The sequence below is a fragment of the Trichocoleus sp. DQ-A1 genome (genome assembly GCF_039961955.1).
In the GTDB taxonomy this organism is placed as follows: domain Bacteria; phylum Cyanobacteriota; class Cyanobacteriia; order Cyanobacteriales; family FACHB-T130; genus FACHB-T130.
The window spans coordinates 137,656-161,470 of record NZ_JAMPKE010000003.1 but is presented as its reverse complement, the minus strand read 5'-3'; the positions used below and the strand labels follow the sequence as shown (position 1 = coordinate 161,470).

The 23,815-nt window shown below is 47.8% G+C and carries 18 protein-coding genes; 8 read left to right on the top strand and 10 right to left on the bottom strand.

Annotated features, from left to right (window positions below):
• Positions 1-153: 153 nt before the first annotated feature.
• On the bottom strand, positions 154-1,602 hold the full coding sequence (locus NDI33_RS05075) for a folate/biopterin family MFS transporter (protein ID WP_190676982.1): 1,449 nt from the start codon (positions 1,600-1,602) through the stop codon (positions 154-156).
• 514 nt (positions 1,603-2,116) lie between these two features.
• Here NDI33_RS05075 and NDI33_RS05070 point away from each other — a divergent pair.
• The gene (locus NDI33_RS05070) at positions 2,117-4,087 is read left to right on the top strand and encodes an adenylate/guanylate cyclase domain-containing protein (protein ID WP_242033194.1); all 1,971 of its coding nucleotides are present in this window, start codon (positions 2,117-2,119) and stop codon (positions 4,085-4,087) included.
• Between the two features lie 292 nt (positions 4,088-4,379).
• Positions 4,380-5,225 carry a universal stress protein gene (locus NDI33_RS05065; protein WP_190414684.1) on the top strand — a complete coding sequence of 282 codons (846 nt, stop codon included), beginning with the start codon at positions 4,380-4,382 and terminating at the stop codon, positions 5,223-5,225.
• A 111-nt stretch (positions 5,226-5,336) separates the two neighbouring features.
• Here the strand turns inward: NDI33_RS05065 and psbM are convergent, their stop codons facing one another.
• The 5 genes from psbM to NDI33_RS05040 all read right to left on the bottom strand — a co-directional run bounded on the left by psbM (position 5,337) and on the right by NDI33_RS05040 (position 9,123).
• Positions 5,337-5,453 carry a photosystem II reaction center protein PsbM gene (gene psbM, locus NDI33_RS05060; RefSeq protein ID WP_190414683.1) on the bottom strand — a complete coding sequence of 39 codons (117 nt, stop codon included), beginning with the start codon at positions 5,451-5,453 and terminating at the stop codon, positions 5,337-5,339.
• Positions 5,454-5,710: 257 nt separating this feature from the next.
• A complete protein-coding gene (locus NDI33_RS05055) occupies positions 5,711-5,851 on the bottom strand; it encodes a hypothetical protein (RefSeq protein WP_190414682.1) in 141 nt (46 codons plus the stop codon).
• 327 nt (positions 5,852-6,178) lie between these two features.
• Complete coding sequence (locus NDI33_RS05050) at positions 6,179-6,478, bottom strand: 2Fe-2S iron-sulfur cluster-binding protein (RefSeq protein WP_190676980.1); 300 nt, start codon at positions 6,476-6,478, stop codon at positions 6,179-6,181.
• Positions 6,479-6,605: 127 nt separating this feature from the next.
• Positions 6,606-8,297, bottom strand: coding sequence for a TolC family protein (locus tag NDI33_RS05045; RefSeq protein ID WP_242033193.1), 1,692 nt, complete (start codon positions 8,295-8,297; stop codon positions 6,606-6,608).
• A gap of 259 nt (positions 8,298-8,556) precedes the next feature.
• Positions 8,557-9,123, bottom strand: a complete 567-nt coding sequence (locus NDI33_RS05040) for a PadR family transcriptional regulator (RefSeq protein WP_190676978.1) — start codon at positions 9,121-9,123, stop codon at positions 8,557-8,559.
• A 228-nt stretch (positions 9,124-9,351) separates the two neighbouring features.
• Here NDI33_RS05040 and NDI33_RS05035 point away from each other — a divergent pair, with 228 nt between their 5' ends.
• Positions 9,352-10,743, top strand: a complete 1,392-nt coding sequence (locus NDI33_RS05035; protein ID WP_190676976.1) for an efflux RND transporter periplasmic adaptor subunit — start codon at positions 9,352-9,354, stop codon at positions 10,741-10,743.
• A gap of 109 nt (positions 10,744-10,852) precedes the next feature.
• Positions 10,853-14,050 (top strand): efflux RND transporter permease subunit, encoded by a 3,198-nt coding sequence (locus NDI33_RS05030; protein WP_190676974.1) that lies wholly within the window; start codon positions 10,853-10,855, stop codon positions 14,048-14,050.
• A 154-nt stretch (positions 14,051-14,204) separates the two neighbouring features.
• Here the strand turns inward: NDI33_RS05030 and NDI33_RS05025 are convergent, their stop codons facing one another.
• From NDI33_RS05025 to NDI33_RS05015, 3 genes are all read right to left on the bottom strand, one after another.
• Positions 14,205-16,034 carry a ribonuclease J gene (locus NDI33_RS05025; protein ID WP_190429051.1) on the bottom strand — a complete coding sequence of 610 codons (1,830 nt, stop codon included), beginning with the start codon at positions 16,032-16,034 and terminating at the stop codon, positions 14,205-14,207.
• Between the two features lie 204 nt (positions 16,035-16,238).
• A complete protein-coding gene (dapA, locus tag NDI33_RS05020) occupies positions 16,239-17,123 on the bottom strand; it encodes a 4-hydroxy-tetrahydrodipicolinate synthase (RefSeq protein ID WP_190414676.1) in 885 nt (294 codons plus the stop codon).
• Between the two features lie 106 nt (positions 17,124-17,229).
• Positions 17,230-18,273: an aspartate-semialdehyde dehydrogenase gene (locus NDI33_RS05015; RefSeq protein ID WP_190414675.1), complete on the bottom strand. Its 1,044-nt coding sequence runs from the start codon at positions 18,271-18,273 to the stop codon at positions 17,230-17,232.
• Positions 18,274-18,740: 467 nt separating this feature from the next.
• Between NDI33_RS05015 and tig the strand changes: the two genes are divergently transcribed.
• From tig to NDI33_RS04995, 4 genes are all read left to right on the top strand, one after another.
• Entirely contained in the window at positions 18,741-20,195 is a 1,455-nt protein-coding gene (gene tig / locus NDI33_RS05010; RefSeq protein ID WP_190676972.1) for a trigger factor, read from the top strand.
• Positions 20,196-20,352: 157 nt separating this feature from the next.
• Positions 20,353-21,045 carry an ATP-dependent Clp endopeptidase proteolytic subunit ClpP gene (gene clpP, locus NDI33_RS05005; protein ID WP_190414673.1) on the top strand — a complete coding sequence of 231 codons (693 nt, stop codon included), beginning with the start codon at positions 20,353-20,355 and terminating at the stop codon, positions 21,043-21,045.
• A 9-nt stretch (positions 21,046-21,054) separates the two neighbouring features.
• Positions 21,055-22,395, top strand: a complete 1,341-nt coding sequence (gene clpX / locus NDI33_RS05000) for an ATP-dependent protease ATP-binding subunit ClpX (RefSeq protein WP_190414672.1) — start codon at positions 21,055-21,057, stop codon at positions 22,393-22,395.
• Positions 22,396-22,509: 114 nt separating this feature from the next.
• A complete protein-coding gene (locus NDI33_RS04995) occupies positions 22,510-23,427 on the top strand; it encodes an alpha/beta hydrolase (protein ID WP_190676970.1) in 918 nt (305 codons plus the stop codon).
• Positions 23,428-23,500: 73 nt separating this feature from the next.
• On the opposite strand, the gene NDI33_RS04990 is transcribed toward NDI33_RS04995, so the two are convergent.
• Positions 23,501-23,791, bottom strand: coding sequence for a glutathione binding-like protein (locus tag NDI33_RS04990; protein WP_199291947.1), 291 nt, complete (start codon positions 23,789-23,791; stop codon positions 23,501-23,503).
• Positions 23,792-23,815 lie beyond the last annotated feature (24 nt).

The window sequence follows — 23,815 nt, the reverse complement described above, 5'->3', positions numbered from 1 at the left end:
CCCGATGCAGGTGTTAGGTTTCCTGGCGTCCCAACCGACAAAAATCTTCAATTTCATTGCATCCGCCTACTGAGTGCAGCAGCTATCTGATTCTCGTTCCCATTCTGAAATTGGAAGTGGAATCAGCACTGCCTACTCTCGATCCTTCCTCTTTTAGTCAGCGGGTTCTTCTACTGTGGGGATGAGTTCTGGAAGAAAGTCAGGAACAAAAGACCGTTCCCGATGCTGAATGGGGGCTGACTGAATATGTATGGCTGATGACGGTTGCAAGCTTGGCATCTCCCCAGATGGCTCGGTTTCCGGTTTGCCTGCGGGTAGCCAACCAATCAGTGGCAGCGGCAAAAGGGTTGATAGATTCGTAATCACGACCAACTGCCAGAGATGGTCAAAATTCCTTTCGGTGATGCCCAGCCAATAGGTGAGGACGGCTCCCAGTTCGTGGGACAATAACCCTGCCATATTGGTCACCGACATCAGCAGCGCAAACAAGGTTGCTTCTACTCCAGGCGGACATAGCCGCGCCGCAAGTACCAACAAGGGCATATAAGCAATCTGCCCCATCACCGTCAGGATCAGACTGTCTCCCAGGCTGAACCAGCGATCGTCGATGCCTAAAGAGCGGTTGGTATGAGTCACCAGCAGCAGCGTGGTCATTCCGAGTCCCGCGGCGATGATCGTTGTCCAGGTGAAAATGGTGCGAAAGGGGACAGCTTTGAGAAATCGTTGAAAAATTGCAATTCCGATCAGGGAGGCGAGACTGGTGACGAGACGTACCCGTCCCAAAAATTCTGGCTCAAATCCCAGTTCGTTGGTCGTGAAGTAGAAAAAGGCACTATCTGCGGTTGGTGTGGCTTGCAAAAGGAACAGAAAGGCGGTTGGTAGCCAGATTGATTTTTGGCTAACCGCTTTTCCCAGTTGTTTGATCTGGTTGGCAACGGTGGAGACATCTGGGCGATCGCTAATTGGCTCTTCTGCAATTAACCAAGCAACCGCTGACACGATTAAGGGGAAACCAGCGGTAATGGCAAAAATAGCATGGCTCCCGAAGTGTTGCAAAAGGAAACCGCTAAAATACGCAGTTACTAAGCCTCCCAGCGATGAGGCACCCCAGGAGAGGGATTGCAGGGAACCGGCATCACTCTGAGACTCTGCCCTGGCTCGTTCTACCACCAGCGAGTCTACAATTACATCGCTAACCGCTACCGAGAGGGACGAAAGCGCGATCGCCACTGTCGCCGCCCAAGCTGTATGCACAATCGTTGCCAGACTAAACCAGGAAATCGCTCCCAATAGTCCAGATAAAATCAGATAGGGTCGCCGCCGGTAGCCAAACAACGGTAGACCATCTGACAGAAAACCAAATAACGGCTTTACCACCCAAGGAATGGCAGCAATGCCCATCAAAGCCGAAACTTGAGCCGGACTTAGCGACAGTTCATCTTTGAGAAAAAAGCTGACTGCTAGACGCGCTAAACCCAAGATTCCCTGCACCAAATAGACCGTTAGAATGGCGCATAACTCAGGAGTCGGCTCATGACCAAAGAACACCTTTTTGATCGCGGAGTTCTTGATTTCGGACATACCAGAGGGGGAAAACTGCATTGATAACTTTTTTTAAGAAATATCAACATTCACCCTATGATAACCTCCCACTTTGGATGTGTTGTCTGTCCAAAGCCGGGATGATGCAGTGGTTGGTAGCCCTTAATTCCTTCCTCTCAAGAGAGTACAGATTAGGCAGGATAGGAACTTCAGAGGCTTCTGGGGAGAATGTGGAAATAACTGCATTCGGTAATCTTGTTGTGGGAAAGAAGTCGTCTATAAACATTGACTTATATAGGGTTGGCGATATTTGTCAGTTGCTTTCCCCTCTCGATCGAACCTATTTCTAGAAATTAGCGATTTTTTCTTTTTCCATGATTCCTGACTGTTTACTAAGAATGAGGGGTGTAGCCCATCATTATCTAAATGCCATAATGTGGTAATGCCAAATCAGCAGTCGGTAAATTTACCAGTTTTCAATTCCCGAAATTAGCCCAAAAGCTACAGTAGAAAATGCTATGGCTCTGTCTTTGCCTCTGTTTCTCCCCATGTTAGCTGCGCTAAGGCTAGGGCGATGATGAAAGGCTTTTTTAAGTCCCAAACATCCACGCTATTAGATCTAAGCGATCGCCTCAAGATTGCGTTGTCGGAATTCACGGGTGTGCGAGTGGTAGCGATCGCTAGTCTTGTTGTGAGCGGGTTCGTTTTAGGAGTGCGTCATTTGGGCGGTCTACAACTTCTAGAACTCGTCGCTTTAGACCAACTGGTGCGGTTACATTCCGATCCAGGTCCCGACCCTCGGCTCTTAGTTGTGGGCATTACAGAAGGCGACATTCGCACTCAGAAACAATGGCCTTTATCCGACCGGACAATGGCGCAGCTATTGGCAAAGTTGCAATCATTGCAGCCTCAAGTAATTGGCTTAGATGTGTATCGGGAAATCCCGCAACAACCAGGAAATGCCGAACTTAAGGTGCAACTCCGGGAAAAAAATATCTTTGCCATTAAGAAATTTGGCGATACGGAGCTGGAACTGGTGTCGCCGCCGCCGGGATTTCCAGAGGATCGAGTTGGTTTTAACGATTTGCTGCTCGATCCGGATGGCGTTGTCCGTCGCAATCTATTGTTTGTCTCGGATGATACAAGCACTTATTTCTCGTTTTCCCTGCGGCTAGCGATCGCTTACTTAGAAAGTGTAGGCATCACACCAGAGTCCAGCCAACAAAATCCCGATTATATTCAACTGGCAAAAGCGGTATTTGTCCCGCTCCAACAAAACTCTGGCGGGTATCACAACATCGACCCGCGGGGATACCAAGTTCTGCTAAATTACCGATCCTCAAACGTAGCGCGGCAAGTTACGCTCACCCAAGTGTTAAAGGGACAGATTGACCCGAACTGGGTGAAAAATAAGATTGTGCTGATTGGCACAACGGCACCCAGCGCCAAAGATACTTTCTCAACCCCCTACAGCCCAGCCGAAAAGACAATCGCCAAGATGCCCGGCGTCTTGGTTCATGCCCAGATGGTCAGCCAATTCCTTGACGCTGCCACGGGGGAGCGACCCCTATTTTGGTTCTGGGATGAACGGATAGAGGTGTTATGGATTGTCGGATGGACGCTGCTAGGTGCGATCGCGGCTTGGTGGTTGCGACATCCCGTTGTCTTAATTTTGGGCTGCGGCGTTGGGTTGGGGGTTTTGTTGGGCACCTGCTTCTATCTGTTTACTCTGCAAGGATGGGTGCCTCTGTCGGCTCCCGTACTGGGATTTATCCTCACCAGCGGAGTAGTTATCACCTACCGCTCTTATGATGCACAGCAGCAGCAACAAATTATCATGAAGCTTTTGGGACAGAATACTTCACCGGAAGTTGCCAAAGCTCTCTGGAAAGGACGCGATCGCTTGATCAAATCTGGGAAATTACCAGGAATTAAGCTAATCGCAACCATGATGTTTGCAGATATCAAAGATTTCAGTACCATTGCCGAACAAATGCCTCCGGAAGCTTTGCTGGAATGGTTAAATGAAATGCTGGATGTCGTCACCCACGAAATCATCGACCATGAAGGCATTATCAACAAATTTACCGGGGATGGCTTCATGGCTGTGTTTGGTGTGCCGATGGATCGCATCCACAAGGAGGAAGTCGCTCTTGATGCCCAGCGCTCGATAGAATGCGCTCTAGCAATCGGCGAAATTCTGGAGGAATTGAACCAAAACTGGAAAACTCGTGGCTTGCCAGTCATCCAGATGCGAATTGGAATTTTTACGGGTCCCGTCGTCGTTGGCAGTTTAGGAGGCAAAGACCGCCTAGAATATGGCGTCATTGGGGACAGCGTTAATACTGCCGCTCGCTTGGAAAGTTGCGAGAAACACCGCCAACCAAGCAACTGCCGCGTCCTGATCGGCAAGGAAACCCTGGTTCATCTTGATAACCAGTTTCTGGTTGAATCTTGGGGACCATTGCCACTGAAGGGCAAACAGCAAATGGTTGATGTCTATCTTGTTGTAGGGCGTCAAAGAGAAAAAGCGTCAGAAGTTTGATGAATAGCAAATTTTCTAAGAAACAGCGAGTGTAGATGCTCCTTTGACGTGTTCCGATTAATTAGGTTACAAAAATTAATGAATATTTTTTGCGCTTATTAAAGCAGTGTCATAAATCGTTAAAAATTAACGGCACTATCAGAAGTATGCTGAATGATGAAAAACTCACTTCCCAGATAAATCGGTTACTGTTGTTAGCAGTTATCACACTTTCATCAACATCTACTTCCCGATTCATTGGGTCAGAAAGCAATAAAAACAGAGCGATTTTTTCTGATAAAGAGGCATTTCGATGATTGAAAAAATTTTGTTAGCAGACTCTGGAACTGGACATTCTGAAGAGATGCTCAAGGCTTTGATAGAACTGCCTTCGATCCAACGGGCAGCAGTCACTATCTTGCACGTCGTTCCTTCTCAAATTACCACTGAGTCCATGACTTCAAAGTGGGAAGAGGGAGGCAGGATTCTCGCTACAGCCATCCAGACTCTGAACCTAGACCCAAATCACGTTAACACCATGCTGAGGCAGGGCGATCCGAAGGATACGGTTTGCCAGGTAGCAGAAGAAATAAATGCTGATTTGATCATTATGGGTTCGCGGGGGTTGAAGCGCCTAGAATCCATTTTAGAAAACTCGGTCAGCCAATATGTTTTCCAATTGTCTTCCCGCCCGATGTTGTTGGTGAAAGACGATATTTACGTCAAGAAAATTAACCGCATCATGGTTGCAATGGACGGCTCAGAATCGGCACAACAATGCTTAAATCTGGCTTTGTTTCTGTTGCGAGATAAAAAGGGTGGGCAGTTGGTTCTGGTTCACGTCAACAAAGCTCGGACAGGTTTTGAAGAAGCCGCTAACGCTGAAAAAGATCCTGTACTTGCTCCTGCGATCGCTGCCGCTAAAAAACAAGGCATCTCTTATAAGTGTGTCACCGGAAATGGGAAGGCAGGCCCAGAAATCTGTCGTTTGGCAGAGGAATCAAATGTTGATTTGTTGATGTTGGGTTCTCCCGATCGCCGTCCTTCGATTGCCAAAGGTTTACCAGATTTGGATCGCTTGCTGGGAACCTCGCTATCCGACTACGTGCGAGTTTATGCAAATTGTCCCGTTCTCTTAGGACGCACGGCGACTACCTAAGAAACGCCAAACCTAAGCCAAACCTAACCGTAAAAAAATTCCCCTCGCCAGAAGGACATGGCAAGAGCCTTGTCCATACTACAGCGGGGGGATTTTGTTTGATACAGATGATTAAGGATTCTTGTTGCTTTCGCGGCTAGCAGTTTGGATGTACAGAATCAACAAGAAAACTGTGGGAACCAGCACAAACAGGATGCTGGCGACAAAACCAAGATCGTTAACTTGCATTGAACCCAGCCTCTAATTAACTTTAAAGCACCACCCTTAAGCATATCATCCGGTGTCTGTCTTGAGGAGAGTGCGATCCCAAGAAGCCAAAATAGCGATCGCATTTTCCCATGCAAGCCCGATCGCTCTCCTGGAGCAGACATTGAGGCGATCGCGCTCTCACCAATATAAAAAGCGAACCGACAGGTCGGCCCTTCGCGATCGCGCTTTATTCTTAAAGGAAAGAGAAAAGCGATCGCATATTTTACGCAACAACCTTACTCAGACTCGTCACCCAAATAAGCTTGGCGACTGTGCCGAACATGAAGAACGGCTACGACATCTTGTTCGACCACAAATAGAATGCGGTATTTCCTTGGTTTTCCGACCCATAATTGCCGAATTTCACGACCAATCATCGGCGCTTCTGGTGCTGCTGTGCATCGGTTGGGTAAAGTTCTGAAACGATGCGATGCGATCTCAAGATGTTCCCTTATTTTTAGGTACGACTTTTTAGGTACGACCGGGTATGCTCACATCCAACCGGGAAGATTCCAATTTATCAAAAGGTCAAGCAAGAATTTTTCAAGCTAGTGCCGCTAGGAGGATTGTTCTAGGCAGTAGAGCGAGAAAACTTAAACGCAGAGGATGCAAAGGAATCGCAGAGTCCGGCAGAGAATTTATCATTGCCTTTGCGTAACTTTGCGAAATCCTTGCGATCTTTGCGTTAATAAACCTTCAATTTTTTATCGCGGCTTTGTTTTCACACTTGTTGGGCCATTTACAAGAGTTTGACAAGCTAAGCGATAGGTTTCTGGCTTTTTCTTCAGTTTGCGATTTTCCACCTCAGTGCGAGGCGAAAGATTTTCCATACCTGCCACAATTTCCACAATGCAGGTACCGCATTGACCGTAGCCCCCGCAGTTCATCATCTTTCCCCTAAAGGTATAGATATCAATGCCGTTCTGGAGGGCTTTTTCTCTTAAGTTAGCCCCATCCGCTGCGATCGCTTCTTGATTTTCATTGACAAATGTAATATTAGCCATCCGCCTTTTAACTCACCTCGCTTCTATTAACAAATCTTAAAAAATTATACAAATTTAGCAAAGCCGATCTCTACTGAAATGCCAGTGGTGTTTTGAGACACCGTAGGCTCGCTTTGCTTCGCTCACCCTATTGGGGCTGATCGAAAAGTTGACTATCTGGGAGATTGCTGATCGCCCGTTCGAGAGCTGCCAGAGAGCGATTGTAATCCAGAACCGCTGTAAGACGGTTTACTCTAGCACGAGTTAGCTCGGTTTGAGCGCTAATGACATCTGTCTGGGTACCAACGCCAGATCTAAATCGTAACTCTGCCAGACGCAAGCTTTCTTCTGCCTGGGTAACGGCAAAAAAGGCAGTTTGAATATTCTCGGCATTCGACCTTAAGTTGAAATAAGCTTGTTCCACCTCCAAGCGGATTTGGTTGCGCTGGTCGGCAAATTGAGTTTCAGCGATCGCTATGTTCGTTTCTTCCTGACTGGCTCTCGCTCTGGCGGCTCCCCCATCGTAAAAATCCCATCGGAATTGCGCCCCCAGGGTTAAACCATCGGCTGGCCCGATATCGTCATTTAATACCCCTAAAACGCTGTAGTTGGCAACGAGGTTGACTTGCGGTCTGGTTGCCGCCAGGGCAATGCGCCTTTGCTCTTGGCTGATGTTCCGTCGAGCCAAGAGCTGTTCTAGCTCAGCACGATTCTTCACGGCGAGGATAATACTCTGTTCTAGTGTTAGATTCCATTCACCAGCGACCTCAATTTCATCTGCTGCCGCCACCTCAACGGTTTCCCCTAGACTCAACAGCCTCGTTAATTGCCTGCGGGCAATGCTCTGCTGACTCCGGCTGCGAGTGAGATCCTGCACGGCATTTGCCAGCTGCACCTGCGCCCGCAGTACGTCAAATCGCGTTCCAAGTCCAGCTTGTTCTAGCAATTGAGCATCCCGGAGACTCCTGGCGGCATCTGTCACTGCTGCTTGGGAAATCTCAGTTTGGGAGTCGGCTTCTTGCAGATCGTAGTAAGCATTGCTGACATCCAGGCGTAGTTGCTCGGACTGGCGTTCTACTTCTAACTGATCGAATCGCAGCTGTTCTTCTGCCGCCCGGATACGTGCCCCGCGCCGCCCGGAGGTGTAGAGTTCGTAACTCACTTGCAGGCCGGTGTCAAAGGATGTCGAAACAGTATTATCGTCGTCATTCCCCAAGAATGGGTTTAATGGGGATGACTGTTGTCGCCGATTTTGTAGCTCAGCATTCGGGGAATCTGACCTAGTAAAATTTGATTCTACGCCGATTGTTGGAAACTCAGCCGCCCGAAATTCTCGCACGGATGCCCGCGATCGCTCTAGGGTCAGAATCGCTACTTGTAAATCCCGATTGTTGCGCCGTGCCAGCTCCAAAGCTTGTTGTAGGGTAATTCGTTGGAAGTTTTGGATTTGCACTTCCTCAGATTTGGTGGGAAATTGTAGGGGATTAGCGCTGGGGTTAAGGTATTCAGGGGGTAGGCTATCCAGAGAGGCGGGTGCCTGTGGCGATTGAGCTGGAGCCGACTGAGAAACACTTGTTTTGGCTCCCGTTGAGTCTGGAGAGTTAGCTCCATCTCGGCTAACGGCTTCCTTTAGCGTCTGGGAAGAGATTGCGGGAAGCGTTGGGGTTGGGTCACCCGACGGGGTTCCCTTACTTTCAACTGAATTACGATTTGGCTGAGTTAGAGGAGGCTTTTCTTGTGCAACACTCAGTTTGGCACAGCTCATGGCGATCGCTGCACTCGCACCCGCAGCCATGAAACCAGTTCCTACCCAGTGAAACGGATGACTAGAATTTGGCATAAGTTTTTGAATTTGGTCTGCGCTGTTAGAAAAACTTCTTTTCTTTAGCTCAAGCACCTTAAGAAGGATACTGGGTTGCGAATGTGCTTGGCAAACGAATTTTTGTGAATTAGGGCAAGAATCTGAAAATGCAGAACCCTAAGTCTGATATTGGTGCATTCTGCCAGAAATAATTGATTTCCTTAGCCCTAAAGCAGATAGCTCCTGTATTTCCCTTAACATGGCTTTGCCATTGTTCGATTGCAGTATTCGATGTCTTTCAAGTGGCAACGATTCCCGTCTCTACCTCGCTTTGCCCCGAACTTTTTAGAGAGGGTTCGGTTCGCTCAGATGCCAGCCGTTCGTTCAACCATTCGATTTCGCTTTGAATCACTGCCTTACATCTGTGCCAAACTTCTGCCTGGTAGGGTTCTGCTGGCAGCAGTTCTCGTTCTTGGCTTTCTAGGCGCAGCCGACAAACCATCAGGCGATGCTCCAGCAGCTTAATCCGTTTGGCGGGTTCTAAGTGACCGAAAAAGAAAAACTTGATCGTAAAGCGAGAGCGAGCATTCACCCAGCTTTCATGGGGATATTCCATCATCTTTTGCATCCATCGCTCCCGCCCTCGATCCGTAATGCTGTAAATCTTGCGGAACGAACCCGCTTCTCCTTCCTCCTCTACCAGCACTGATATTGCACCCCGTTCTTCCAGGCGCTTCAAGAGCGGATAAATAGCTCCATAGTTGACGCTGATACAACCACTCATGAACAGCTCTAATTGCTGTTTTAAGCGGTACCCATGTAGCGGTTCGCACTGTAGTAGACCTAAAGTAGCTAATTCCAGCATCTATATCAATCTGATACAATTAATTGTTGCATTTGATTTTAATATATGTAGATGTTATCTGCTGTTTCTCTCTCGCAATCCTCTAGCTGAGATGGGGTGGCGATGAGCGCAAGCCGATTAAGAAAACTATATAAGCCAATCGCGACATTGTTAAAAGTCGTTTAAGTACCGCTTTGTATGCGTAGAGCGGTTTGCTATCAAACTTAAGTAAAAGGAGAGGAAACGACAATGCCCGATCCTGATTCCCCGTCTCCAGTTCCAATTGACACAGAACAGTCTGCGATCGCAGCCGACGGTCAGGCTCTAGAATACGATGAGTCTGCGGCAAATGAGCGGTATCAACCACGGAAAAAACAGCGTTGGTCTATGGCGCTGGGAATTATCCTTTTAATCGTTGGTGCAGGTTTTGGTTGGCGGTGGTGGCATAGCCGTACTAGTGATGCACCAAATGCGGCGGCGGCGGGTCAACCTCAAGGAGTTCCCGTCAAGCTATCAACGATAGAGACAGCGACGGTTCAGGAAAGTTCCGAGTTTGTCGGTGCGTTAGAAGCGCAACGTTCAGTGGTACTAAAGCCTGAAATTGACGGGCGAGTGAGTCAGATTTTTGTTGCTGAAGGCGATCGCGTTCCGGCTGGGAAGCCCTTAGTCCAACTCAGCCGCGAAAAGAGACAAGCAGAATTAGCTGGCGTCCTCCAGGCTGTTAATGCCGCCCGCGCCACCCGTGCCAATGCCGCCTCGCAAATTAAAGCCTTAGAAGCAGAACGGGCTTCTCGTGTCGCTGAAGTGGAACTACAACAGGAAAACCTCCGCCGCACTTCCACCCTCGTACAGCAAGGCGCGTTGCCCAGAGCGCAACTAGACCAAGTTACCCGCGATATCCGCGCCGCCCAAGCCGCCTTAAATGCTAGCAACCAAGGCATTCAGGCAGCTCAAGCCAGCCTTTCTGAAGCGCAAGCCGGGGTACGGCAAGCTGAAGCCAACGCCAATCTTTCCAATGAAGAACTGAAAGATGCCACAATTGTCGCCCCCATCGCTGGCGTTGTCGGACTTATCCCAGTCAAGTTAGGAGACTACGTTAGGAGTGGCGATACGATTGCCACGGTTACTCAAAACCAAGCGCTAGACCTGCGGTTATCTATCCCGCTAGAACGAGGGCCAGATATACGCTTGGGGCAGAGAGTTGAAGGGAAGGATTCTCAAGGAAAGGTGCTAGGTACAGGTCAAATTAGCTTCATTTCGCCTAGAGTAACGAGCAATTCTCAAAGCATCCAAGCAAAAGCTAGCTTTGACAATTCACAAGGACAACTGCGAGATGGACAATTTATCAAAGCTAATCTGATTTGGCAAGAACGTCCGGGAGTTTTAATCCCCACTAGCGCTATTTCTCGCTTGGGTGGAGCAACTTTTGTGTTTGTGGCGCAAACACAACAACCTCAACCAGGGCAACCAGAACCACCAGGACAACCCAAACTTGTGGCTAAGCAAAAACCCGTGAAGTTGGGCGCGATCCAGAAAAATAATTATCAAGTGTTAGAAGGATTACAACCCGGAGAAAAAGTTATTGTCTCAGGCCTTCAGAATTTATCTGATGGCGCTCCCATTCTTCCTGAGTCTAAGTAATCAGTAATGGGTAATAGGTAATGGGTAAGATAATGGAGAATTTTCTTCACTAATCCCTAATATCTAATACTTAATACCCACCGATTACCAATTACAAATTACTAACAATATGTTTGCAGATTTCTTCATTAAGCGACCAGTCTTTGCTACAGTCTGCGCCATAGTTATTTTGCTAGTGGGAGGAATTAGTATTCCCACTCTACCTATCGCGCAGTTTCCAGAGATTAGCCCGACTCAAATCAACGTTACTGCTAACTACAGCGGAGCTAGTGCTGAAGTCGTAGAAAACGCTGTCACCAACATCTTAGAAAGGCAAATAAATGGAGTCGAGGGATTAAAATATCTGAGTTCGAGCAGCAGTAACGATGGCACCAGTACAATTACAGCTACCTTTGACTCATCCCGAAACAAAGATATCGCCGCAGTCGATATTCAAAATAGAGTTTCCGTCGCCCAACCGCAGCTACCACAAGCCGTACAACAAACTGGGGTCACGGTAACGAAACAGTCCAGCAACATCCTCTTAGCAATTGGTTTGTACGCCGAAAATAAAGAGTACGACAACATATTTTTAAGCAATTACGCAGACCTTTATTTAACAGATGCTCTGAAAAGATTAAAGGGCGTTGGTGACGTGCAAATTTTCGGCGAACGCCGATATTCTATGCGTTTATGGCTAGACCCAAATCGGCTTGCTAGTCGCGGTTTAACGTCTCAAGATGTAGTCAACGCACTCCAAGAACAGAACTTACAAGTCGGTGCTGGGCGAATCGGTCAGGAACCTGCTCCAGAAGGGCAAATGTATCAAATTGACCTGCGTGCAGTCAGTCGGCTGACAGAAGCTTCTGAATTTGAGGAAATTGTCTTAAAAACGGATACGGATACTGATGGCACGCTTGTCAAACTTAAGGATGTCGGAAGAGCAGAATTAGGAGCGGAAAATTACAGCTCTTTTCTGCGATTCCGAGGCAATGATGCTGTAGGTTTGGGTATCTTTCAGCTTCCCGGTAGTAATGCTTTGGATGTTGCCAGAGCAGTGAAAGCAGAAATGGCAAAACTGGCTACTCGCTTTCCGCCTGGTTTGCAATATCGGGTGGCGTTTGACACAACTTTGTATGTTGAACAATCGCTCAGAGAAGTAGTTAAAACACTATTTGAAGCGATTGCTTTGGTTGTCTTGGTTATCTTTGTTTTCTTACAAGATTGGCGAACAACTCTGATTCCAGCGGTGACAATTCCCATCTCCTTGATAGGAACTTTTGCTTTTATCAAGGTGTTTGGGTTTTCGATTAATAGCTTGTCGCTGTTTGGTATTACATTAGCTACTGGCTTGGTGGTTGATGATGCGATCGTTGTAGTTGAGGATATCGATCGCTTGATCCAGCAAAAGGGGATGAACCCTCGTGCAGCTGCAAGTGAAGCGATGCGGGAACTTTTTAGCGCCTTAATTGCAACTTCACTGGTGCTAATGGCGGTGTTTGTTCCAGTTGCATTTTTTCCTGGAACAACGGGAGCGCTGTACAAACAATTTGCCTTAACAATTGCTTTTTCAGTTGGTATTTCTACCTTTATTGCTATTACATTGACTCCATCTCTTTCAGCTTTGTTATTGCGTCAGGGACAAAAGCCGGGAGGATGGCTTGGCTGGATTTTTGACCGAATTAATGGAGCACTCGACTGGACGCAGAGAGGATACAAGCGATCGCTTAACTTCCTTACACGCTTTCGAGGCTTTGTAGTCGGGTTGTTTATCGTTTCTTTGGGAATAACTGCTTGGCTTTATCTGAGCGTACCTACAGCGTTTCTTCCCGAAGAAGATCAGGGTTATTTCATCACGCTTGTCCAAGGGCCAGAAGGCGTTTCCCTGCAATATACAGGCGAAGTTATGGACAAGGTAGAAAAAGAAATTCTTAAAAACCCCGAAGTAGTCGGAACTTTCGTAGTAGGTGGCTTTAGTTTTAGCGGTAATACTTCTAACAATGGGATTATATTTACTACTCTCAAGCCTTGGGAGGAACGCCATAAAAAAGAGCAGTCAGTGCAAGCGATTATTGGCAGTTTGTTCGGGACGCTATCAGGTATCACCGAAGCCAGAGTCTTACCCGTTAATCCTCCATCAATTCAAGGTTTGGGCAGTTTTGGCGGCTTCCAATATCAGTTGCAAGACCAACGCGGGAATAGTCCCCTAGAGTCTTTAGTTCAGTCAATGGGTCAACTATTAGGTCGTGCTAACCAGACACCTGGATTGCAACAAGTATTTAGCACTTTTGCCGCAAATACGCCACAGCTACTAATCGAAGTTGACCGCAACAAAGCTAAAGCGTTGCAAGTTTCGGTAGACGATATTTTTAATACACTGCAAACATCGTTGGGTTCGCAATATGTAAACGATTTCAATTTACAGCAGCGAAATTATCGAGTGTACGTGCAAGCAGACAAACAGTTTCGCTCTAACCCGGAAAATATTGGCAATCTCTACGTCCGCTCCCAACAAAATCAGATGATTCCTTTGAGCAATTTGGTAAAAGTTACTCCAACGACTGGAGCGCAAACTATTAATCACTACAATCTATATCGCTCGATTGAAATCACTGGTTCTGCTGCTCCTGGCTATAGCTCAGGACAAGCAATTAAGACAATGGATCGGGTATCCAAAGAGGTTTTACCAGCTGGTTTAGGTTATGAATGGTCGGGGACTTCACTAGAAGAAATTGAGTCTGGCGGTCAAGCACCAATAATTTTTGGTTTGGGACTTATTTTTGTGTTCTTGGTGCTGGCTGCTCAGTATGAAAATTATGTTGACCCCTTCATTATTCTGCTTTCAGTTCCGCTGGCCATTCTAGGGGCATTGTCAGCTCAATCATTGCGCGGATTGTCTAATGATGTTTATTGCCAAATTGGTCTAGTAATGTTGATTGGTTTGGCGAGTAAAAATGCAATTTTAATTGTAGAATTTGCCAACCAACTCCGAGAAAGCGGGATGTCAGCAACCAAGGCGGTGGTTGAAGCTTCCCAAGAGCGTTTGCGACCAATTCTGATGACTACTTTCGCCTTTGTCTTGGGTATTGCTCCTCTGGTAAATCCCGAAGGAGCAGGAGCCGCCAGCCGACGTTCTCTAGGAACTGCGATCGCAGGCGGTACCATTGTCTCCACTGTCTTAAGTTTATTCATTGTGCCAGTTCTGTATATCGTAATTGTGACGGCACGCGATCGCTTAAAAGGTGGTGGAAAAAAACCCGGTGGAAAGTCTAAACTAACTAAAAAACCAGAACCGAGTCGAGAAGCTGATATTTTGCACCATCACTAAGCGCACAAATTCAAACTGGCGATCCAGAAAGGATCGCCAGTTCTAAGGGAATTTTATTCCCAACTACAATTTTGCACTGTTATCTTTTCTAGCGTTAGGGAAGCTCTGCGCGATCGCCCTACATTAACGATCCTCAAGCTCCCTATCTGCCTGATTAGGATGCGACCTTCGCAGTCGAACGGCGGCGGCGTCTTCCGGCAGCCTTCGCAGGTGGCTCTTCTTCCGGAGTTTGCAGTAAGAAGACGAGCAACGGGCGAGAAGACTGGAATTCGCGGCGGATCAATCGCTGGAGGGCAGACTCCATTTGAGTTTGCAGCCCTATCCAGTCAACTTCTAAAAGTTCATCATCCAAGGTGCGGGCGAATTCTGACCAGCGATCGCTCAAAAGAGATTCTAGGGTTTCGCGGACAATTCCCTGTAGGCGATCGCGTTCCATTGATGTCACAACACCGCGCAGGTGAACTTCCGGCTTAGCACTCAGTTTGCCTTCCCAGTTCACTGCTGCTGCAATCGTGACAATTCCATCCTCAGCCAACTGCTGCCGTTCCTTCAGCACATTGGCTTTCACTACGCCAGAATTATCTACCAGCTCAATGCCAGAAGGAACTTTACCTTTGACGCGGATGCCATCTTCCGACACCTCCACGACATCCCCATTGTCAATAATCACCATATTTTCCGCAGGGATGCTCATGCTCTGGGCAGTCTTGGAGTGCTGAATCAACATCCGATGCTCGCCGTGAACTGGCAAGAAGAATTTCGGACGAGTCAAAGCAATCATCAGCTTTTGGTCTTCCTGACAGCCGTGACCGGAAACGTGAATCCCCTTATCACGACCATAGATGACATTCGCACCTTGCATCATCAGCTTATCAATGGTGTTAACCACTGCAACGGTATTTCCCGGAATCGGGTTTGCCGAGAAGATCACCGTATCACCCTTACGGACTTTAATTTGTCGGTGTTCGCCGTTGGCAATCCGCGTCATTGCTGACATTGGCTCCCCCTGCGAACCTGTAGTTAGAACGAGCACTTTGTCTTCAGGCAGCTGATGAATCGACTGCAAAGGTTGGAAGAGATTGTCCGAACACTTGATATAACCCAAATTGCGTGCTTGGGCAATCACATTCAGCATCGAACGACCCACAACGGATACCACCCGTCCGTGTTTTTGGGCGATTTCCAAAACCATATTGATCCGGTGGACGGACGAAGCGAAAGTCGTCAATAGCACCCGTCCCTTTGCTTGACTGATAAAGCGCTCAAGATTGGGATAAACTGAGCGCTCAGAAGGGGTGAACCCTGGTACTTCCGAGTTTGTAGAGTCGCTAATCAGGCATAAAACGCCTTTTTCGCCGTATTCAGCCAGCCTCTGTAAATCAAAAAACTCGCCATCTACGGGTGTGTGGTCAATCTTAAAGTCACCCGTATGGATGACGACGCCAGCTGGAGTATGGATAGCGACGGTGAAGCTATCCGCGATGGAGTGAGTGTTGCGGATAAATTCGACGAAGAAGGAAGCGCCTATTCGCACCATGTCGCGGGGCCCTACCCGTTTGAGCGTGGTGCGGTTTAAAACGCCCGCTTCTTCTAACTTGCCTTCTAGCAACGCCATTGCAAGGCGGGGACCATAGATTACTGGAATATCAAATTGTTTGAGGTGATATGCAATTCCCCCAATGTGGTCTTCATGACCGTGGGTGACGATCATGCCCTTAATCTTGTGGCGATTTTCTCGCAGATAAGTCATATCGGGCAGGACGATATTGACGCCGTGCATTGAATCGCTAGGGAAAGCCAATCCAGCATCTAATAGAACAATTTCGTCGTTGTATTCAAAAACACAAGTATTCTTTCCAATTTCATGCAGCCCGCCCAGGGGAATCACTTTCAGGGCGGGTGCGGATGATTCGTTCTTATTTAGGATGGGTGCGGATGATTCGTTCTTATTCAGGATGGGTGCAGATACTTCGTTCTTAGTCATTTGTTTCCTTCTATTAAGTCAATCAATGTCAATCAATACAAAATCGTTGAAAATTTGCATAAGATAGGGCAGCTTTGGCACGTAAAAAGCCCCAAGTAAAAAGAGAAGGTTGTGTCTTTGGTCTTTTTACTTTGTCTTTTTTTGCCGCTTGCCTTTTTACTCTTGCCTTTGTGGACGTATTCAGTTTTCCAAAAAACCGTCGCCTTACATCAAAGCCATCTGAGTCATTACAGCCTCTACCATTTGCCTATCTGACTCTGAGAGATGGCACAGTGGTGGACGAGTGGCCCCTACATCCCAACCTTGCAGTTGTAGAGCCGCTTTGACGGGAATAGGATTGGTTGAACAAAACAAAACTTTAAATAAGGGAAAAAGTTTCAGGTGAATCTCGGTTGCTACCAGAGGTTGACCGTTTTCAAAGGCTTGGATCATCTGTTGGAGCTGAGTCCCTACCAGATGGCTGGCAACGCTAATAACTCCCGCAGCCCCAATGGCTAATAAAGGCAGCGTCAGGGAATCATCCCCAGCGTATATCTGAAACTCTGCGGGGGTAGTGCGTCGAATTTGACTCGCTTGGTCTAAGTTGCCACTGGCCTCCTTGATTGCCACAATATTCGGAATCTCTGCTAAACGAGTCACGGTTTCTGGCTGGAGATTCTGTCCGGTGCGACCGGGTATGTTGTAGAGGATCAGGGGCAGGTCTGGGCAGGATTGGGCGACGCGGAGGAAGTGCTGATACAACCCTTCTTGCGGGGGCTTGTTGTAGTAGGGAACAACTTGTAAAGATCCATCTAATCCTAGTTTAGCGGCTTTTTCGGTGGCTGCGATCGCTTCTTTGGTTGAATTTGACCCCGTACCTGCGATTACCTTCGCTTTGCCAGCTACCGCCCGCTGCACTACCTGAAATAACTCGTATTCCTCATCCCAAGTTAGCGTCGGAGATTCCCCCGTCGTGCCGCATACTACTAAGGCATCGCTGCCATTTTGAGCCAAATGAGCCGCCAGTTGCTCTGCAACAGCGTAATTCACACTGCCATCTTCTTTAAACGGCGTCACCATTGCGGTGAGAACGCGCCCAAAATTTACCACACTCTTTGAACTCCTCCCTGTTTTCGTGATTAGTTTTGTGATGGGTTGTTTGTTGGTAGGGGTACACAACGACTGTGCCCCCTACTGTTGTAAATCGCTTAAAAAACTATTTAGAAAAAGCTGGGGTTGTTGGTTTCAGTAGATGCCGTTCTACCAATAATTCGGCAATCTGGATGGCATTAAGAGCCGCTCCCTTGCGAATTTGGTCTCCACTCAGCCACAGTTCTAACCCACAAGGATGAGAAATATCTTGCCGAATCCGACCCACTAACACTTCATCCCGACCGCTGGCTTCAATGGGCATCGGGAAATAATTGGTCTGCCAGTTTTCGACCAACTTAACGCCAGGAGCATTCGCTAACACTTCCTTTGCCTTTGCTACCGGGAAGGGTTGTTCAAATTCTAGGTTAATCGCTTCTGAATGGGCGCGGAGTACGGGAACCCGCACGCAGGTTGCTGTCACTCGCAGATCGGGCGCACCGAAAATTTTGCGCGTCTCGTTAAGCATTTTCAGCTCTTCCTCACAATAACCCAGATCGGTCATCGGGGAATTATGGGGAAACAAATTAAACGCTAAGGTGTAGGGAAAAATGCCTGGTTTCGGGTCTTCTCCCCGTAAAATTGCTGAAGTGTGGGTTTTTACTTCTTCCATTGCCCTCGCCCCCGCACCGCTTGCCGATTGGTACGTAGCGGCAACAATGCGTTTGACTGGCTGCACTTGATGCAGGGGCCAAACCGCCACTGCCAACAAAATCGTCGTGCAGTTGGGATTGGCAATGATTCCTTGATGAGTTGCTGCTGCTTCTGGATTTACCTCTGGAACCACGAGAGGCACCCCAGGATCGAGTCGAAAGGCGCTGGAGTTATCAATCACCACTGCCCCAGCGTCTACTGCTTTCGATGCCCAAGCTTTAGAAGTAGAGCCACCGGCAGAAGCTAGCACGACATCCACATTATCAAACGAGCGATCGCCCACTGCTTCTACAGGCAAATCTTCGCCTAAAAATTGCAAAGTTCGACCGGCGGAACGGGGAGAAGCCAAGAGTTTCAACTCAGCAACCGGAAAGTTACGGGATTCTAGGAGTTCTAGCAACTCCGTACCCACCGCACCCGTTGCTCCCAGAATGGCAACGCGATAGGAATCAGACAAAGATGGTTCCTCCTCTTGAATACATAGTAGGTGTCAAAAGCTATAGTAGGTGTCAAAAGCTTTAATGAGAGTGAGCCAAAACAGTTAAATATTTTTTTTCGTGAAATTTGAGCTTGTACGGGAAGACGCTTTTTATGGACTGTTGCTTGTTATATAACGAATATCTCTAAAGAAATTTTACACAGCTTAGCACCGACTTTGTCGAAGTTTCCAGTCCCGAACAAGCTAAATTGAATTCGCAACAGAGCGATGGCTTAGTCAATGTACTATCATCAAATATGTCAACGAGAGGGATAGGTAAGGTTTTATTTACCAAAGCTCCAACTGTTGCAAAACTAGGATATCACGGGGTTGAGACAGAAATTGTATCCATTTGGCTTGAACCGACCGTCCGAAAACGTCTGCAATACCCGCCCTCTCGAATTGTTATCAACCTTGTCGCTCTGAGTTTTGAGAGAAGTTAACTGATGAAAGTTACCCAGGAAAAGCTTCCCGCCAGCAAGATTGGCTTGGAAATTGAAATTCCAGCCGATATGTCAAAAAATGCCTACGAGCAGGTGATTCAAAAGCTCGCACGCTCAGCCAATATTCCTGGGTTTCGCAAAGGAAAGGTGCCTCGCCAGATCCTGCTACAGCAACTGGGAACGACCCGAATTAAAGCAACTGCTTTGGAAGAACTGATTCAAGATGGTCTCCAGCAGGCTCTCAAGCAAGAAGCAATTGAGGCGCTTGGTAACTATGAGCTGCGTTCTGACTTCGAGGAATTAGTCAGCCAGTTTAAACCTGGAGAACCTATCACTTTCTTAGCTGCGGTAGATGTCCAACCGCAGGTGCAGCTAAGCGATTACAACAACCTCTCTATCACAGCCGAAGAAGTCCCCTATGACTCCAGTGCGATAGAGAAGTTTTTAGAAGAGCGTCGCGTCGAGCAAGCTACGTTAATTCCAGTGGCAGGTCGTCCGGCACAGATGGGGGATGTTGCGGTAGTCGATTATACCAGCCGCTTTGTCAGCGAACAAGAAGATGAAGCACAGGAAGAAATTAGTGGGGGTCAGGCAGAAGACGCTCAAATAGAGCTGTTAGAAGGGCGGTTCTTGAGGGAATTTATCGATGGGATTGTGGGAATGAATCCCGGAGACAGCAAAGAAGTAGAAGTAAAGTTTCCGGAAGATTATCGCCAAGATTTAGCCGGTCGCACAGCGATGTTTACCATCACGCTCAAAGACCTCAAGGAAAAAGAGTTACCGGCGGTGGATGATGACTTTGCCCAAGAAGTCAGCGAGTTTGAAACCCTGGCTGAATTGCAAGCTGACTTAGAGAAGAAATTCCGAGAGAAGGCCGATCAAGAAATGTCAGCCAATAAAGAGCAAGCACTTGTCAAGGAACTTTTGAAAAGAGTTGAAATTGACCTGCCGGAAACCCTGATTCAGCGGGAAGTTGAAACCATGCTTCGTCAAACCATCATCCAGATGGGGCAGATGGGGATGGATGTCAAGAAAGTGTTTACTCCCGACATGGTAAAACAAATGGGCGTGCGATCGCGTCCGGAAGCCATCGAGCGGATCAAACAAACTCTGGCACTTGAGGAGATTGCTCAGCGCGAATCCCTCAAAACCGAGCCGCAAGAGGTGACAGACAGAGTCAATGAGCTACTCCAGCAGTTCCCCGATCAAGAGATCGACCTAGAACGGTTGCGTACCATTGTCGAAGGCGATCTTCTCAAAGAAAAAGCGATTAAGTGGCTGGAAGAACACGCCACGATTGAACTGGTTCCCCAAGGCTCTCTCGCACCTGAGGAGACGGAGGAACAGGCTGAAACAAACACTCCAGAAGCACTAGAAGCGGCGCAAGCGGAAGATTCGGAAGTAGAAGTAACCGCTACTGAATCCGTACTAGAAGCTGAGGTGTCTGAGGTTGAATAAACCTTGTGTCGGGGCAATTTAAAAATTGCCCCAACATCTGCACACGCAGTCCTGAATGGTCAAATACAGCGGATTCGGATATAACGGAAGTATGTGGTGACAAGCCACTCGCCAGTTCACCTGATAGTGCAGCGTTTAAATATAAGTTTCGCTCGTTATGGATTTATCTCTGTCCCGGAATTACGAAATCACAAACCTGAGGAAGAGTAATATTTACTCGCAACTCCCCAGCAACGTCGTCCCTATGGTGGTGGAACAGTCCGGAATGGGGGAACGGGCGTTTGATATCTACTCGCGGCTATTGCGAGAGCGCATCGTTTTCTTGGGGACGCCGGTTGATGATAATGTGGCTGACTCGATTGTGGCTCAGATGCTCTTTTTAGACGCCGAAGACCCAGAAAAAGATATTCAGCTATACATCAACTCCCCCGGAGGGTCAGTGACCGCTGGGATGGCGATCTATGACACGATGCAACAAATACGCCCTGATGTTGCTACCATATGCTATGGTTTAGCAGCCAGTATGGGTGCGTTTTTGCTAGCAGGTGGAGCGCAGGGTAAGCGTATGGCTTTGCCCAGTTCCAGGATTATGATTCACCAGCCCCTGGGAGGCGCTCAGGGACAAGCGGTTGATATAGAAATTCAAGCAAGAGAAATTCTCTATCATAAGCAAAAGCTGAACGAGCTACTAGCTCAAAATACTGGTCAGCCGTTTGATAAAATTTCGGCAGATACCGAACGCGACTTCTTCATGTCATCTGCTGAAGCAAAAGATTACGGTTTGATCGATCAGGTCATCTCCAGACAGAACCTTCCCCACTCGGAAGCAACTGTTACTTCACTCAGGTAAGAGGCAAGTATGTCTAAGTACGACTCCCATCTAAAATGCTCATTTTGCGGCAAGTCCCAAGAACAGGTACGCAAGTTAATTGCAGGGCCGGGAGTCTACATCTGTGATGAATGCGTTGACCTATGTAATGAAATTTTAGATGAGGAGTTGCTGGACTCTGGGGCACCCGCACCCCAACCAGTACCTCGCGCCGAACCTCCCCAGAAGCGTCGAACCCGTTCGGGGAATATTTCTTTAAGTCAAATTCCCAAACCGAGAGAACTGAAAAAGTATCTCGATGAACACGTCATTGGTCAGGATGAAGCCAAAAAAGTGCTTTCTGTAGCGGTGTACAACCACTACAAGCGCCTGAGTTTTATCCAGTCTAAAGGCAGTGGCAAAGGTGGGCAGGAAGATCAAGTAGAGCTGCAAAAATCTAACATTCTTCTGATTGGGCCGACGGGATGCGGGAAAACTCTGCTGGCGCAAACGCTGGCGAGTATTCTGGATGTGCCCTTTGCAGTAGCAGATGCTACCACGCTTACAGAAGCGGGGTATGTGGGGGAGGATGTAGAAAATATCCTACTGCGACTGCTACAGGTGGCAGACCTCGACGTTGAGGAAGCCCAACGGGGGATTATTTACATAGATGAAATTGATAAGATTGCCCGAAAGAGCGAGAACCCCTCAATTACGCGAGATGTTTCCGGTGAGGGCGTTCAGCAAGCTTTGCTGAAAATGTTGGAAGGGACGATTGCGAATGTGCCGCCGCAGGGTGGACGCAAGCATCCCTACCAGGACTGCATCCAGATTGACACCAGCAACATCATGTTTATTTGTGGTGGTGCTTTTGTCGGTCTGGAAAAAGTAGTAGAGCAGAGAACTGGTAAAAAGTCAATAGGCTTTGTCCAAGGTGGCGAAGGTCAACCGCGAGAAAAGCGGACAGCAGATATTGTGAGGAACCTGGAGCCGGACGACTTGGTGAAGTTTGGGATGATCCCAGAGTTTATCGGTCGGGTGCCTGTGGTGGCGGTCGTCGATCCGCTGGATGAAGAGGCGCTAATGGCAATTCTGACAGAGCCTCGGAATGCTTTGGCGAAGCAGTATCAGAAGCTGCTGAAGATGGATAACGTGCAACTGGAGTTCAAGCCGGATGCGCTGCGAGCGATCGCGCAAGAAGCGTATCGGCGGAAAACAGGCGCACGAGCGCTGCGAGGCATTGTTGAAGAACTGATGTTGGATGTGATGTACGAGTTGCCGTCCCGCAAGGATGTGACTCGCTGCATGATTACGCGGGAAATGGTCGAGAAGCGATCGACTGCCGAACTCATCGTACATCCCTCCTCGATGCCAAAGCCCGAATCTGCCTAAAGCTTGTATTCGCCCTAGGGACAAAAAAGCTGAAAATAATATAGAAACCCGTTTTCTTTCTCGAAGACGGGTTTTTTACATAATAAGCATCACTCAAAACTCAAAAATTTCAACATGGCTCATATTCAAGTTCGCGGCATCGCCCATTATTACGAGTGGATTAAGACACCCAGCGAGGAAGGTAAAAATAAGCCGGTGATGGTCTTCGTACACGGCTGGGGGGGGTCTTCTCGATACTGGGAAAGTCCTGCAAAAGGCCTTTCAGATACGTTTGACTGTTTGCTGTACGATATGCGAGGATTCGGGCGATCGCGTAAACTTTCGCCTGTGGGGAACGGTAGCGCCTTAGCAGAAGAAATCTCGTCTCCACTAGCAGACGAACCTGCGACAGCGGAAGAGTTTACTTACGAAATGGAAGAATACGCAGATGACCTAGCAAGCTTATTAGATGCCTTAGAACTGGAGCGCGTATACATCAATGCTCATTCTATGGGCGCATCTGTCGGCGTCTTTTTTCTAAACAGCTACCCAGAACGAGTATTCAAGGCAATCTTAACCTGTAGCGGCGTTTTTGAATACGACGAAAAATCATTTAAAGCCTTTCATAAATTTGGCGGTTACGTCGTTAAATTCCGTCCCCGTTGGCTGTATCAACTTCCGTTTGTTGACCGAATGTTTATGGCGCGATTCTTGCATCGCCCTCTACCTAGTGCTATCAGTCGTGCTTTCTTAGACGATTTTCTCATGGCAGATTACCAAGCTGCTGTAGGCACCATGATTACCTCAGTTAGCGAAAAAGCTTCTGAAGTGATGCCTAATGAGTTCGTCAAGCTTACCGTTCCAACACTTTTAGTTGCTGGCGAATACGACATTATCATTCCCGCAGCAATGGGGCGACAAGCAGCAGGATTAAGTGAGAAAGTCGAGTATGTTGAGATTCCCGATACCGCTCACTTCCCCATGCTAGAGGCACCGGAAGCTTACCTGAAGGTAGTGCGAGAGTTTCTGGGAACCCCAGCTTTAAATGAATAGAACACGCATTCTGTCTTTTTGGCGATCGCAGGAGATGATTTTGAACAGTTTACCTTAATTTTCAAACTGCATTCTACTGTGCCATTCGCTCTGCCATGCGAGACTTGAACGCTTCCATTAGCTCTGGTGTAGCCTCAGTCGCTTGCCACGTCTCTCGTGCGATTAGGCGATCGCACCAAGCACTCAGCTTTGGATAGTCACTCAAGGATACGCCCCCTCTCGGCAACCAGGGTATTACACTTCCAGCAACAACCTCGGCTAAAGTTAGGTTTGGACTACCAAAGTAAGAGCGATCGCCAGCATGAGAAAACCTCACAGCTTTATGAGTAGGGCTGGCATTGCCAATCTTACACCCTATACTCAATTGAATTGTTATAAAAGTGTCTCA